Below are 14,075 nucleotides of genomic sequence, written 5' to 3' on the forward strand. Positions count from 1 at the left end.
GGGTGCGCACGCGACGACCGGCCCGGGCGGTGGAGCCGCGAGGCGGGCCGCGCGCCGCGCGCGCGCAAGCGGCCAGTATAGCGGCCGGCCGGACCGCGGCGCCCGGCCCGCCTCGTGGCGCCTACGCGACCAGGCGGGCGCCGGTCTCGACGTCGAATGCGTGCACGCGCCCGGCCGGGATGGCCAGCGGCAGGGTCTCGCCGGGCACCGGCACCCGGTCGGGCGGCAGCCGCGCGACCAGCGTGCGCTCGCCCAGCCGCAGGTTCACGAAGATCTCGCTGCCCACCGCCTCGACGACCTCCACTACCGGCGCCAGTCCGGCGTCGGCGGGCGCGGCCGGCAGCAGGTGCTCGGGCCGGATGCCCAGGTCGACCTCGCGGCCATCCCAGGCCTGCGGCAGCCCCGCCTCGCCCAGCGCCAGCGCGGTGCCGTCGCCCAGCGCCAGCCGCCAGCCGGCCTCGCCGCGCTGCAGGCGGCCGCGCAGCACGTTCATCGCCGGGCTGCCGAGGAAGGTCGCCACGAACAGGTTGGCCGGCCGCTCGTACAGCGCCATCGGGGTGTCGATCTGCTGGATCTGCCCGTCCTTGAGCACGACGATGCGCTGGCCCAGCGTCATCGCCTCGATCTGGTCGTGGGTGACGTAGATCATGGTCGTGCCCAGCGAGCGGTGCAGCCGCGCGATCTCCACACGCATGCCCGCGCGCAGCTTGGCATCGAGGTTGGACAGCGGCTCGTCGAGCAGGAACACCTGCGGCTGGCGCACCAGCGCGCGGCCCAGCGCCACGCGCTGGCGCTGGCCGCCCGACAGCTGTCCGGGCTTGCGGTCGAGCACCTTGTCCAGCTCCAGCACGCGGGCCGCCTCGGTCACGCGCGACGCGATGTCGGCCTTGTCCTGGCCGCGCAGCTTCAGCCCGAACGCGAGGTTCTCGGCCACGCTCATGTGCGGGTACAGCGCGTAGCTCTGGAACACCATCGCGATGTCGCGGTCCTTCGGCGCGACGTCGTTGACCACGCGCTCGCCGATCGTCAGCGTGCCGTCGCTGATCGCCTCCAGGCCGGCGACCATGCGCAGCAGCGTCGACTTGCCGCAGCCCGACGGGCCGACCAGCACCAGCAGCTCGCCGTCGGCGACCTCGAAGCTCGCGCCCGCCACGCCCACGTAGCCATTGGGGTACACCTTGCGTACCGCGTCGAACCGCACCTTCGCCATGGCCTCTCCCGCTTCGGACGTGTCGTCGTTGGAATGATGGAGCCGGCGACGCGGGACCGCCGCGCGCCGGCATGCAATGCGCTATTCTGGCATGTAATCGTTTACACGCCAGCGGGCGACGGCCGGAACGCCGCCGCGACCGGGCGCGCATCGGGCCGGGCCGGCGTCGCACGGCACGCGGCGCGGCGGGCATTGCGGTCCCGGGCGATTGCACGACACACTTCGCGATTCCCCTTTCCGTGAACACGAGGCGAACCAGGCGTCCATGCACGACACTCTGCTGCTGTTCGGCGCCACCGGCGATCTGGCGCAACGCTACCTGTTCCCGTCGCTGCTGCACCTGCTGCGCGACCGGCTGCTGCCCGCCGACTTCCGGGTCGTGGCGATCGCGCGCAGCGAGCACGACGACGAGAGCTTCCGCGGCTGGCTGCGCGAACGGCTCGGCGACGACTACGACGCCGCCGCCCTCGACGAGCTGCTGCACCGCGTGCGCTACGTGCCGGTGGACCTGTCCGACCCCGATGCCATGGCGCGCACGCTCGCGCCGTTCGCCGATCGCCCGGCGGTCAGCTACCTGTCGACGCCGCCCAACCTGTTCGCGTCCGCGTGCCGCGGCCTGAAGGCCGCCGGCCTGCTCGAGCCGCCCTCGCGCCTGGTGCTGGAGAAGCCGATCGGCCACGACCTGGCGAGCGCGCGCGAGATCGACGCCACGCTCAAGGCCGCGCTCGACGAGTCGCGGATCTTCCGCATCGACCACTACCTGGGCAAGGCGCCGGTGCAGAACCTGCTGGCGCTGCGGCTGGGCAACACCCTGTTCGAGGCGGTCTGGGAACGGCGCTGGATCGAGTCGGTCGACATCATCGTCGCCGAGACCGCCGGCGTGGATGGCCGCGAGGGCTATTACGCCGACTACGGCGCGCTGCGCGACATGGTGCAGAACCACATGCTGCAGCTGCTCGCGCTGATCGCGATGGAGCCGCCGGCGGCGATGGATCCCGATGCGATCCGCGACGAGAAGCGCAAGGTGCTGCGCGCACTGCGGCCGATGGCGCCGTCGGCCGCCGAGGCCGACAGCATCCGTGGCCGCTACCGCGACGGCGTGGTCGACGGCCGCGCGGTCCAGGGCTTTGGCCACCGCGACGACGTCGAGACCTTCGTCGGCCTGCGCGCGTGGATCGACAACTGGCGCTGGGCCGGCGTGCCGTTCCGGCTGGTGACCGGCAAGCGCATGCCCTCGCGCACGACCGAGGTCGTGGTCACGTTCAAGCCGGTCACCCACTGGCTGTTCGGTGCCGACGAGCGCAAGCGCGCGCGCGCCAACCAGCTGCGCGTGCGGCTGCAGCCCGAGGAGACGATCGAGCTGGGCCTGATGGGCAGCCTGGCGGCCTCGGAATGGAGCGCCAACGAGCTGCAGCCCATGTCGCTGGACCTGGCGATGCTGCCGCCCAAGCGCCGCATCGCCTACGAGCGGCTGATGATCGACGCGCTCAAGGGCGACCAGACCCTGTTCGTCCGCGACGACGAGGTCGAGGCCGCATGGCGCTGGATCGACAGCGTCAGCGAGGCCTGGCGCCAGGCCGGCACGCCGGTCCGTGACTATCCGGCCGGGTCCTGGGGCCCGCCCGAGGCCATCCCGTTCCTGCCGCGCACCCTGACCACGCACAACGGACGCAAGTCGTGACCGACGCCCCCCTCGCCCTGCTCGCCGACATCGGCGGCACCAACGCGCGCTTCGCGCTGGCCGACACCGCCAGCGCCACGCCGCTGCAGCTCGACACCGTGCAGGGCTTCGCGGTCGCCGACTTCCCCTCGCTGGCCGACGCCGCCCAGCATTACCTGCAGGTCATCGGTCACGACGGCGAATCGCGCATCCGCCGCGGCGTGTTCGCCGTCGCCGGCCGCGTGGACGGCGACGAGGCGCGGATCACCAATCACCCGTGGGTGATCTCGCGCCGTCGCACGTCCGAGCGCCTGGGCTTCGACGACGTCGAGCTGGTCAACGACTTCGCCGCGCAGGCGATGGCGATCCCGCTGCTGCAACCCGGCGACTACACCGCGATCGGCGGCGTGCCGTGGTCGGTGCCCGAGCGCGCCGATGCGCCGTGCACCTACGCGGTCATCGGTCCGGGCACCGGCCTGGGCGTCGGTGCGCTGGTGGTCCGCGACGGCCGCCATTACCCGCTCGAGACCGAGGGCGGCCACGTCAGTTTCCCGCCGGGCACGCCGGAGGAGACGCGCATCCTCGAGCGGCTCAGCGCGCAGTTCGGGCGCGTGTCCAACGAGCGGCTGATCTGCGGGCCGGGCCTGGTCAACATCCACCATGCGCTGTGCGAGATCGCCGGCGTCGATCCCGGTCCGCTGCAGCCGGCCGACGTGACCGCACGCGCGCAGGCCGGCGACCCCCTGTGCGCGCGCGCGGTCGACATCTTCTGCGCGGTGTTCGGCGCGATCGCCGGCGACCTGGTGCTGACGCTCGGCGCCTGGGACGGCGTGTTCCTGACCGGCGGCCTGGTGCCCCGGATGCTCGACTCGATCCGCCACTCGGGTTTCCGCCAGCGCTTCGAGCACAAAGGCCGCTTCTCGCCGAACATGGGCCGCGTGCCGAGCCTGGCGGTGCTGCATCCTCACGCCGGGCTGCTCGGCGCGGCCGCGATCGCCGTGCGCAGGGCCGCGCAATGAGCCCGCAGCGGGCCGGCGACTTTGGCAATGTGCCCGGAATCGGTCACGATGGGCGCATGCACCTGCACGCCTACGACTCCGCGACCCAGTGGACCTGGGGCGCCGCGATCGCCATTTCCTCGGCGATCGCCCGCGACCTGCGCGAGCGTCCACGCGCCCGCCTGCTGCTGTCGGGCGGCAAGACGCCCGGCCCCGTCTACGCCGCGCTGTCGAAGTCCCCGCTGCCGTGGGAGAACGTCGACGTCGCGCTGGTCGACGAGCGCTGGCTGCTGCCCGAGGATCCGGACAGCAACGCACGCCTGGTGCGCGAGACGCTGATCCAGAACAAGGCGCAGCAGGCGCGGCTGGAGACGATCACGCGCGCCGGCCGGCCGTTCGACGAAGCGGTCTCGACCGCCAACCTGCACGCGCGCCAGCCCGCCGGCGTCGTGGTGCTCGGCATGGGCGACGACGGCCACACCGCATCGCTGTTCCCGGGCATGCAGGATCTCGACGATGCGCTGTCGGCGCCGACGCCCTACGTCGGCGTCGATGCGAGCGGCTGCCCGGGCGCGCAGCGCTGGAGCCGCCGCATCAGCCTCACGCCGGCCGGCTTGGCGCCCGCCCACACCCGGCTGCTGCTGATCCGCGGCGAGCGCAAGCGCGCGCTGCTCGAGCAACTGTTGCGCAGCGACGACGTCCGCGAGTATCCCGCGCGCATCGCGTTGACCGTGCCGGGCGCAGACTTGCACGTGCACTGGTGCCCGTGATCGACGGCATCCGCTCGCCGCGTCCGCGTCGTCGGGCACGCCTCCCTTCCTTCCCGTCTCATCGCCGCCGCCAATGAGCCTGCATCCCGTTCTGCATTCCGTCACCGAGCGCATCCGCAAGCGCAGCGCCGCGTCGCGTCGCGCGTACCTGGACGGCATCGCGCGCATGCGCGACGAGGGGCCGCTGCGCGGCCGCCTGAGCTGCGCCAACCTCGCCCACGGCTTCGCCGGCTGCGGGCCGACCGACAAGCTGCGCCTGCGCAACGAGCCGACGCCGAACCTGGGCATCGTCACCGCCTACAACGACATGCTCTCGGCGCACCAGCCCTACGAGACCTATCCGGCGTTCATCCGCGAGACCGCGCGCGCGCTCGGCGCGACCGCGCAGGTCGCCGGCGGCGTGCCGGCGATGTGCGATGGCGTCACCCAGGGCCGCGCCGGCATGGAACTGTCGCTGTTCTCGCGCGACGTCATCGCCCAGGCGACCGCCATCGGCCTGTCGCACGACATGTTCGACGCCAGCCTGTACCTGGGGATCTGCGACAAGATCGTGCCCGGCCTGCTGATCGGCGCCCTCGCCTACGGCCACCTGCCCGCGGTGTTCGTGCCCGGCGGGCCGATGACGCCCGGCGTGCCGAACAAGACCAAGGCCGAGGTGCGCGAGCGCTACGCGGCCGGCGAGGCCACCCGCGCCGAGTTGCTCGAGGTCGAGGCGCAGTCCTACCACTCGCCCGGCACCTGCACGTTCTACGGCACCGCGAACTCGAACCAGACCCTGCTCGAGGCGATGGGCGTGCAGCTGCCGAGCGCGGCCTTCATCAACCCGGGCACCCCGCTGCGCGAGGCGTTCACGCGCGAGGCGGTCGCGCGCGCGCTGGCGATCACCGCGCTGGGCGAGGACTACCGGCCGCTGGGCGAGCTGATCGACGAGCGCGCCATCGTCAACGCGATCGCGATGCTGATGGCGACCGGCGGCTCGACCAACCACACGATCCATTGGATCGCGGTGGCCCGCGCGGCCGGCATCGTGCTGACCTGGGACGACATGGACGCGCTGTCGCAAATCGTGCCGCTGCTGGCGCGGGTCTATCCCAACGGCGAGGCGGACGTGAATCGCTACCACGCCGCCGGCGGCAACGCCTTCGTGTTCCGCGAACTGCTCGACGCCGGGCTGATGCACGGCGACATCCCGACCGTCGTGCCCGGCGGCATGCGCGCCTACTGCGACGATCCCAAGGTCGACGGCGACCGCGTGGTGTACACGCCGGGCATCGCCACCAGCGCCGACGACGCCGTGCTGCGTCCGGTCTCGGCGCCGTTCGAGGCCCAGGGCGGCCTGCGCCTGCTGCGCGGCAACCTCGGCCGCTCGCTGATCAAGCTCTCGGCGGTTAAGCCGGAGTTCCGCACGATCGAGGCCCCGGCCGTCGTCGTCGACACGCCGCAGGCGCTCAACCGGCTGCACGCGGCCGGCGCGCTGCCGCGCGACTTCGTCGCCGTCGTGCGCTACCAGGGGCCGAAGGCCAACGGCATGCCGGAGCTGCACTCGCTCGCGCCGCTGCTGGGCATGCTGCAGAACCAGGGCCGGCGCGTCGCGCTGGTCACCGACGGCCGCCTGTCGGGCGCGTCGGGCAAGATTCCCGCGGCGATCCACGTCACCCCCGAGGCCGCCCGCGGCGGACCGCTGGCCTACCTCCGCGAGGGCGACATCGTGCGCCTGGACGGCGAGGCCGGCACGCTCGAGGCGCTGGTCGACGCCGACGAATGGCACCGTCGCGAGGCCGCGCCCGACACCGCGCCGGCGCCCACCGACTTCGGCCGCAACCTGTTCGCGTTCAACCGCGCCAACGTCTCGCCGGCCGACCAGGGTGCACTGTCGATCTCCTGCGGCCCGGCCACCACCCACGGCGCGGTGTGGGACTACGACGCCGAGTACGATCTGGGCGCCGAGCCCGCCGCATTCGATGCACCGCACGACTCCAAGGACGCATGACCCGATGACGACGACTTCCTCGATGCAAGACCGCCAGCAGCGCGCCGCCGAGCTGCTGCGGGCCGCCGGCGTGCTGCCGGTGATCACCGTCGACAGCCTCGACCAGGCGCGCGCGCTCGCCGATGCCCTGCTCGAAGGCGGCCTGACCACGCTGGAACTGACGCTGCGCACGCCGGTCGCGATCGACGCGCTGGCCATGCTCAAGCGCGAGCGTCCGGAGATCGTCATCGGCGCAGGCACCGTGCTCAATGCCGACAACATCCGCGCCTCGATCGATGCCGGCGCCGATTTCCTCGTCACCCCGGGCACGACCGCGCGCCTGGCCGAGGCCCTGGCACAGGCCGACGTGCCGGCCGTGCCCGGCGCCGCGACGCCGACCGAGTTCCTGGCGCTGCGCGACCTGGGCTTCCGCAACTGCAAGCTGTTCCCGGCCAGCGCGGTCGGCGGGCTGGCGATGCTCAAGGGCCTGGCCGGCCCGGTGCAGGACATGCGCTTCTGTCCGACCGGCGGCATCTCCGAGTCCAACGCCGCCGAGTTCCTGGCGCAGCCGAACGTGCTGTGCATCGGCGGCTCGTGGATGCTCGACAAGGCGTGGCTGGCCGCCGGCGATTACGCGCGCGTACGCGAGGCCTCGTCCCGCGCCGCGGCGATCGTGCGCGAGGCGCGCGCGGGCTGATCCCGCCGGGGCGCCTCGCGCGCGAGCACGTTTCCGGAAAGGCCCCTCGCGCGCAAGCGCGCTCCTACGGTGGCATGGCGGCATTTACGCGTGCGCGGAGTGGCGCACGCTCCGCAGGGCGTTCCGGGCGAATCTCCCGCGCAGTGGGCGCGATCCCGCAATCGATCGCCAGGGCATCGCACGCGGTTGACCGAGATCATGGCGATGCGCCCCGCGGAGGACGAAGGTGCGCCTACCCCACACGAAGACACCGTCATGTCGATCCGCACGCTCCGCCGCCGCGCACTGCCGCTGCTGCTCGCCGCCCTGCCCCTTGCCGCCCTCGCCGACGAACCCGGCCCGTCCCTCGACCTGCGCTATCGCTACGAGCACGTCGAACAGGACGGCCTCGCGCGCGACGCCGACGCGCACACGCTGCGCGCGCGCCTCGGCTACCTGACGCCGCAATGGCACGGCTGGTCGGCGCTCGGCGAGATCGACGGCATCGCGCACCTGGGCTCGGAACGCTTCAACGACACGCGCAACGGCGAGCGCGCCTATCCCGTCGTCGCCGATCCCGACGGCGCCGAGGTCAACCAGGCCCTCGTGCGCTGGGCCTTCGGCGGTGGCACCGCGACGTTCGGCCGCCAGCGCATCAACCTCGGCAACCAGCGCTTCGTCGGCGGCGTCGCCTGGCGCCAGAACGAACAGACCTATGACGCGGTCCGGCTGCAGCTCTCGCCGTTCGACCGGCTCACGTTCGACTACGCGGTCATCGGCCGCATCCACACCGTCTTCGGCCCCGACGACGGTGCCTTCGCCACCCGCGCCAATCCCGCCGACATCGACGGCCGCAGCCACCTGCTGCAGGCCAGCCTGCGCGTCGCACCGGCGCTGTCGGCCACCGCGTACCACTACCGCCTCGACCTCGACGGGATCGCGGGGTCGGCGACCGCGCCGCTCGGCACGCTGTCGAGCCACACCACCGGCCTGCGCCTGGAAGGCAAGTCCGGCGCCTGGCGCTACGCCGCCGAGATCGCCCGCCAGCGCGACCTGGGCGACAACCCCTGGGCGCTCGACAGCCGCTACGCGCTCGGCGAACTGGGCTACCAATGGCGCGGCACGACCTTCAAGGCGGGCTACGAATCGCTCGGCGGCGGCGACGGCACCGGCAACCGCGCGTTCCAGACCCCGCTTGCGACCAAGCACGCGTTCCAGGGCTGGGCCGACGTGTTCCTGACCACACCCGCGTCGGGCGTCGTCGACCGCTATGTCGGCGCGACCGTCCCGCTGGGCGGCGGCAGCCTGCAAGCCTGGTACCACGACTTCTCGCCCGAGCGCGGCGGCGGCGACTACGGCGACGAGATCGACCTGTCCTACGCCCACGCGATCCCGGGCGTGAAGGGCCTGTCCGGGCTGCTCAAGCTCGCCCGCTATCGCAGCGACGATGCGGCGCGCACGCTCGACACCGACAAGCTGTGGGTGCAGTTGCAGTACGCGTACTGACGCGGCGGTCGGCCCGTGCGCGGCGGATGCGCCGCCGCGCACGGAGAGGCGACGTCAGCCCAGCGTGGCCTTGAGGGAATCCGCGGTCGCACGGTCGATCACACCGGCTGCGACCGCATCGTCGAGCGCGGCCACTGCCGCGTCGGCCCATTCGCCGCCGTAGCCGGCCAGGTGTTCGACCCACATCTCCAGACGCCCGTCGCGTGCGAGCAGGCCGATCGTCTCGGCGCGATAGGCCGCGTCGTCGTTGCGGATCAGGTTGTTGGCCAGCGCCAGTTCGAAGCTCGGGCTGGCCCCATCGCGCTCGTAGTCGGCGCGCGCGGTCTCGCGCTGCTGCGCAGCGTCGCCGAACAGCTCCGGCGACGCCGTCTTCGCCAGTTCGAAGGCCTGCGGGTAGTTCGCTTCCAGATAGTCGCGCAGCATGGCCTCGCGGCCGGAGGACGAGGTGGGCAACGCCGACTGGATGCCGAACAGGTCCCAGGCGAAATCGGGGTTGCCTTGCGCCAGGGCGTCGGCGAAGTCCTGCACCTGCCCGGATGGGATCCCTGCGGCGACGGCCAGGTCGGCGAAGGCCGCCAGATGGCCCGGCGATTCGCCGATCTCCGGATGCGCGGCGATCAGGGCCTGGAAATCCTTCGCGTCGAGGCCGAGCTCGGCCGCCACCTCGTGCGCCTTCTCGCCGGCGAACAGCATCTGTTCGATCACGTCGGGTTCGACCCCGGCCGCTTCGAGGTAGCCGCGCAGTTCCTCGCGCGTCTGGTGCTTGTCGATGGCGTCGCCGATGAAGCCGCCGAGCGTCGAGATCACGGTGCCGATCGCGTTGACCAGGATGCCGGGCACCTGGCCGCCGGGAAATGCGGACACCGCACTGCCCATGACGCTGAACGCATCGCCGATCGCGGCGATGGCGTAGCCGACGTTGTCGTTGTCGCCGGCCTTCTGCGCGTTGAGGACCATCGAGGTCGCGCTGGCGACGACGCCCAGTGCGGGCGCCAGGCGCGTCGCGAACGCAGCGAAGCGCGCCGCATCGTCGCCGTACTGCGCCAGACGCCCGGCGTCGGCGAAGTGCTTGGTCGCGCCGGCCAGCAGGTTGAGGCCGCTCTCGCCGGCCGAAGCGAAGCCTTGCACCGCTTCGAGGTAATTGCCCTCCGCTCCGTTTTCGGCGGCCTTGACCGCACCGATGACCACGCCGGCCGCCGACAGCGCGCGCTGGAACGGCGATGCGTCCCCGAAGCCATCGGCCAGCTTCTTGAGCGCGTCGAAATTGCCGTCGCCGGCCTGCTCGAGCAGGCGGAAGCCCTCGGCGAAGCTGTCGACACCGCCCTTGAGGTTCTTGAACAGCGAGTGGGCGTCCTTGAACGGCTCGAACAGCGCCTTGAGTTCGGCGATCGCCGCGTCGAGGTCGCCGTCGTGCCTGCCGACGATCTCGACCGCGGCTGCGCTCGAGATCCGCTCGAACAGGTCGCCCTGCAACGTGTCGGCGTGCGCGGCGAACGCCTGTCCCAGCGCCGACGTCGGCGCGGCACCGATCTCGCTCAGCAACGCGAGCGCCATCTCGCCGTGGCCCGAGTCGGCCAGCCGGCCGAGCATGTCGACCACCTGCTGGGCGACGTCGGGATCGCGGATCGCGCCGTCGAGCAGCGCATCGCGGTTCTGCTCGACATACTGCGCCAGCGCATCGCCCGCCTCGATCTCGGCCGCGTAGACCTCGGCATGGCCTTCGGCGCTACGGAATGCCTCGATGAAGTCGGCCTGCTGCTCCGGTGTCAGCGGCCCGGCCCGCAGCAGGAAGGTGTTGAGTTCCTCGTCGAGCTTGTCGACCGCGGCCTTGGCGTCGTCGTAGTCCTTGCCCAGCGACTCGAGCGTGGTCGCCGCCTCGCCGCTCGCCTGCGTGCGCCCGACGTTGTCGATGCCCAGCCTGCCGGCGACATCGGCCCAGCCCGCGCTGTCGGCCGCGGCGTGCCGGATGCCGCCCTCGCTGAGCACGCCGCGTTCGACCGCGACGCCGAGCGCGTGCGTCATGGCCTCGCGCGCGGCATCGCCGTCGGCGCCGGCGAACGCATACGCGCCGCCGGCGTCGCGGCTGTAGAGCCCGTGCAGCGGCGCGACGACCGACGCGAGCAGATCGGCGTCGTCCGCCAGCCGGACCAGTTCGGCCAGGTACGCGGGCTCGCTCGCGTGCTCGCGCGCCAGCTCGGACAGCTGGTAGGGCCCGCTGATCGCACCGGTGTCCAGGCCCGCCGCCGAGAAATCGTCCTGCGCCCGTTGCCGCTGCTGCGCCTCGATCCGCGCGATGTCCATCGGCGGCAGCGCGGGGCTCTGCGCGCTCGTCGCGGGCGAAGCCCCGCCCGCCGGCGCCTGGTAGGCCTCGCGGACATCGGCCGGCGCGCGCATGTCGACGGCCGACGCCACCGCGTCCTGTCCGAAGACATCGTCCAGCCGCGCCAGGTTGTCGGCGTCGAGCCGCGTCGCCAGCTCGTTCAGCAGCCCCTGCCGCTCGCTGGCCGGCAGCGCCTGAACGTCGCTGCGCAGCGTATCGAGCGCGGCCGCGTCCATGCCCGCGACGGTGGCATTGGCGGCGTCGCGGGACGCGCCCTGCAGCGTATCGACGGCAGGCGGCGGCGGTGGATCGAATGGACGGTGGGGCGAGACCTGGGCATTCATCGCGAGCTCCGCAAGGACGAAAGGACCCGGGTCGGGAACGGATGCCGGGCCTGGAGCCCGGACGGTAGCAACCACGGCCCCGGCGCTCCACTGGGGACGACCCTAGCGGCTCGTCTCTGGGCAGCCCCGTGCCCCCCTCCCGGCGCCGGAGGCGCCGACCTCCCGCCCTGCGGGGAGGTGGCGGCTCGGAATGTCGCATTCCATCGTCTCGCCGACCTCTCCCGTGGCGCGGGGGAGGTGGATCTGCCGGCCGGTGCACGCGCGACACGATCGGTTCGACGACGCTCGGGAGGCAGAAGGCGACGCGATCGACCGCGCGCGACATGGCACTGCCCCCTCCCCCGCAACGCGGGGGAGGGCTGAGGTGGGGCGCTGTTCGCCGCGCCCGCTCAGTCCAGCGTGCGTCCGGGCAGTTCCAGCGTCGCCGTGTCGACGGTGTCGGTCGCCGACTGCCCGAGCGCGATGCGGTAGCGGCCGGCGGGAATGCGCCAGCCGCGCGTGCGCGGGTCGTAGTCGGCGAACAGGCGCGGGGCCAGCGCCACTTCGACCTGGCGCGACTCGCCCGGCTGCAGCTCGAGCTTGTCCCAGCCGGCCAGCCGCAGCGGCGTGGCGTGGCCCTCGGGCAGGTGCACGTACAGCTGCGGCACCGCGGCGCCGGCACGCGCGCCGGTGTTGCGGACCTCGAAGCGCGCGGTCAGGCGCTCGCCGTCGGCGTGCACGGTCAGGTCCGACAGCGCGAAGCGCGTGTACGACAGGCCGTGGCCGAACGCGTAGCGCGGCGTCAGCCCCTTGGCCGCGAACCAGCGATAGCCGACGTTCGCGCCCTCGATGTCGTAATCGATCGTGTCCTCGGGCTTCTGCGGCGGATTGAAGCCCAGGCCGGGCACGTGCGGCCGCGGCAACTGCGACACGTCGACCGGCCAGGTGACCGGCAGGCGCCCGGACGGGTTGGCCGCGCCGGTCAGCAGGCGCGCGATCGCCTCGCCGCCGCGGATGCCCGGATACCAGGCCTGCAGGATCGCCGGCACGCGCTCGGCCCAGGGCAGCTCGACCGGGCCGTTGGTCTGCAGCACGACGGCCGTGCGCGGGTTGGCCGCGGCGACCGCCTCGACCAGCGCGTCCTGGCCATCGGGCAGGCGCATGTCCGGCAGGTCCACCGACTCGGCCGACCATTGCGTCGCGAACACGATCGCCACGTCGGCCTCGAGGGCGAGCCGCGCCGCGGCCGCGCGGTCGGTCCCGTCGACATAGTCGATGCGCGCCTGCGGCGCCGCCTCGCGCAGTGCCTGCAGCGGCGAGGACGGCTGGAACATCACCGGCCCGGGCCAGGTCGTCGGCTTCACGCCGGGCACGGCATTGGGCCCGCGCGAGGTCCAGCCGACCATCGACGAGCCACCGCCGGCGATCACGCCCCGGTCGGCATGGCCGCCGATCACTGCGATCCGGCGGACCTCGGTGCCGAGCGGCAACAGGTCGCCCGCGTTGCGCAGCAGGACCGCGCCTTCCTCGGCGGTGCGCTGCGCGACCGCGAAGCCGGCCGCGTCGAGCTCGGCATCGGGCGGCCTGCGCTGCGGCGGATGCTCGAAAGCGCCCACCGCGATCAGGCTGCGCAGGATGCGGTGCGCCATGTCGTCGAGTCGCGCCTGTGGCACGACGCCGGCATCGACCGCCATGCGCAGCGGACGATCGAAGTACACCGCCTTGTCGAACACCTCGCCGGCCGACTGCTGGTCCAAGCCCGCCAGCGCCGCCTTCGACGCGCTGTGCACCCCGCCCCAGTCCGACATCACGTAGCCGGGGTACTGCCAGTCGCGCTTGAGGACGTTGTTGAGCAGTTCGTCGTGCTCGCAGCCGTAGACGCCGTTGATCCGGTTGTAGCTGCACATCACCGAGCCGGGCGCCCCGATCTCGAGCGCGATGCGGAACGCGAGCAAGTCGGACTCGTGCATCGCGCGATCGCCGATCTGCGCACTGTGGAAGTTGCGGTGCGTCTCCATGTCGTTGAGCGCGTAGTGCTTCATCGTCGAGAGCACGTGCTGGGACTGCACGCCGCGGATCGAATCGCCGACCAGCGTGCCGGCCAGCAGCGGGTCCTCGCCCGCGTACTCGAAGTTGCGGCCGTTGCGCGGATCGCGCTGCAGGTTGACGCTGCCGGCCAGCAGCACGTTGAAGCCCTGCCGCCACGCCTCGCGGCCCATCGTCTCGCCACCCTGGAACGCGACCTCGCGGCTCCAGGTCGACGCGGTCGCCGGTCCCGACGGCATCGCGGTGGCATGGTCGCCTTCGCGCGCGCCGCCGGGGTTGGTGACGCCCAGGCCCGCATCGACCAGGCCCTGCGACGGAATCCCCAGGCGCGGGATCGGCGCCACGTAGCCGGCCGCGGTCAGCGCCTCGGCCGGCTTCTTCTCACCGATGGCGAACCGGCTGCGGATCATCTGGAACTTCTCGTCCTGGGTCATCGCCGCCACCAGCAGCGCGGCCCGCGCGTCGGGCGTCAGTGCCGTGTCCATCCACGGCCTGTCGTCGCTGGCCGTCACCGGCGCGGCGACGAACAACGCGAACAGCAGCGCATGGTGCAGTTTCTTGGTCGTCATCGTTGTCCTTTCGTCCACGTCATTCGTA

At 72.5% G+C, this 14,075-nt stretch carries 9 protein-coding genes; 6 read left to right on the plus strand and 3 right to left on the minus strand.

Features of this window, described 5'->3' with window-relative positions; translation table 11 throughout:
* Positions 1 to 121 precede the first annotated feature (121 nt).
* Positions 122 to 1,210 (minus strand): sn-glycerol-3-phosphate ABC transporter ATP-binding protein UgpC, encoded by a 1,089-nt coding sequence (gene ugpC / locus WQ56_RS01590; RefSeq protein WP_047135285.1) that lies wholly within the window; start codon positions 1,208 to 1,210, stop codon positions 122 to 124.
* Positions 1,211 to 1,475: 265 nt separating this feature from the next.
* On the opposite strand from ugpC, the gene zwf reads away from it, so the two are divergent.
* From zwf to WQ56_RS01620, 6 genes are all read left to right on the plus strand, one after another.
* Positions 1,476 to 2,891, plus strand: a complete 1,416-nt coding sequence (zwf, locus tag WQ56_RS01595; RefSeq protein WP_047135286.1) for a glucose-6-phosphate dehydrogenase — start codon at positions 1,476 to 1,478, stop codon at positions 2,889 to 2,891.
* Positions 2,888 to 3,889, plus strand: a complete 1,002-nt coding sequence (gene glk / locus WQ56_RS01600) for a glucokinase (RefSeq protein ID WP_047135287.1) — start codon at positions 2,888 to 2,890, stop codon at positions 3,887 to 3,889. The genes zwf and glk overlap by 4 nt, the downstream gene beginning before the upstream one ends.
* A 56-nt stretch (positions 3,890 to 3,945) precedes the next feature.
* The gene (gene pgl, locus WQ56_RS01605; protein ID WP_047135288.1) at positions 3,946 to 4,638 is read left to right on the plus strand and encodes a 6-phosphogluconolactonase; all 693 of its coding nucleotides are present in this window, start codon (positions 3,946 to 3,948) and stop codon (positions 4,636 to 4,638) included.
* Between the two features lie 73 nt (positions 4,639 to 4,711).
* The gene (edd, locus tag WQ56_RS01610) at positions 4,712 to 6,628 is read left to right on the plus strand and encodes a phosphogluconate dehydratase (protein ID WP_047135289.1); all 1,917 of its coding nucleotides are present in this window, start codon (positions 4,712 to 4,714) and stop codon (positions 6,626 to 6,628) included.
* A 22-nt stretch (positions 6,629 to 6,650) separates the two neighbouring features.
* A complete protein-coding gene (gene eda / locus WQ56_RS01615) occupies positions 6,651 to 7,304 on the plus strand; it encodes a bifunctional 4-hydroxy-2-oxoglutarate aldolase/2-dehydro-3-deoxy-phosphogluconate aldolase (protein WP_052772761.1) in 654 nt (217 codons plus the stop codon).
* 255 nt (positions 7,305 to 7,559) lie between these two features.
* Positions 7,560 to 8,789, plus strand: coding sequence for an alginate export family protein (locus tag WQ56_RS01620; protein WP_052772762.1), 1,230 nt, complete (start codon positions 7,560 to 7,562; stop codon positions 8,787 to 8,789).
* A gap of 54 nt (positions 8,790 to 8,843) precedes the next feature.
* On the opposite strand, the gene WQ56_RS17505 is transcribed toward WQ56_RS01620, so the two are convergent.
* Positions 8,844 to 11,453: a hypothetical protein gene (locus tag WQ56_RS17505; RefSeq protein WP_052772756.1), complete on the minus strand. Its 2,610-nt coding sequence runs from the start codon at positions 11,451 to 11,453 to the stop codon at positions 8,844 to 8,846.
* A 389-nt stretch (positions 11,454 to 11,842) separates the two neighbouring features.
* Positions 11,843 to 14,047: a glycoside hydrolase family 3 C-terminal domain-containing protein gene (locus WQ56_RS01630; protein WP_047135291.1), complete on the minus strand. Its 2,205-nt coding sequence runs from the start codon at positions 14,045 to 14,047 to the stop codon at positions 11,843 to 11,845.
* Positions 14,048 to 14,075: the final 28 nt, after the last annotated feature.

The organism is Luteimonas sp. FCS-9, from assembly GCF_001014645.1.
Lineage (GTDB): Bacteria > Pseudomonadota > Gammaproteobacteria > Xanthomonadales > Xanthomonadaceae > Luteimonas.

Bases quoted from the DNA above. Each gene is read 5' to 3' on its own strand.
- WQ56_RS01620 (WP_052772762.1), top strand. From the start codon at position 7,560: ATGTCGATCCGCACGCTCCGCCGCCGCGCACTGCCGCTGCTGCTCGCC.
- WQ56_RS01630 (WP_047135291.1), bottom strand. From the start codon at position 14,047: ATGACGACCAAGAAACTGCACCATGCGCTGCTGTTCGCGTTGTTCGTC.
- WQ56_RS17505 (WP_052772756.1), bottom strand. From the start codon at position 11,453: ATGAATGCCCAGGTCTCGCCCCACCGTCCATTCGATCCACCGCCGCCG.
- edd (WP_047135289.1), top strand. From the start codon at position 4,712: ATGAGCCTGCATCCCGTTCTGCATTCCGTCACCGAGCGCATCCGCAAG.
- zwf (WP_047135286.1), top strand. From the start codon at position 1,476: ATGCACGACACTCTGCTGCTGTTCGGCGCCACCGGCGATCTGGCGCAA.
- ugpC (WP_047135285.1), bottom strand. From the start codon at position 1,210: ATGGCGAAGGTGCGGTTCGACGCGGTACGCAAGGTGTACCCCAATGGC.
- pgl (WP_047135288.1), top strand. From the start codon at position 3,946: ATGCACCTGCACGCCTACGACTCCGCGACCCAGTGGACCTGGGGCGCC.
- eda (WP_052772761.1), top strand. From the start codon at position 6,651: ATGCAAGACCGCCAGCAGCGCGCCGCCGAGCTGCTGCGGGCCGCCGGC.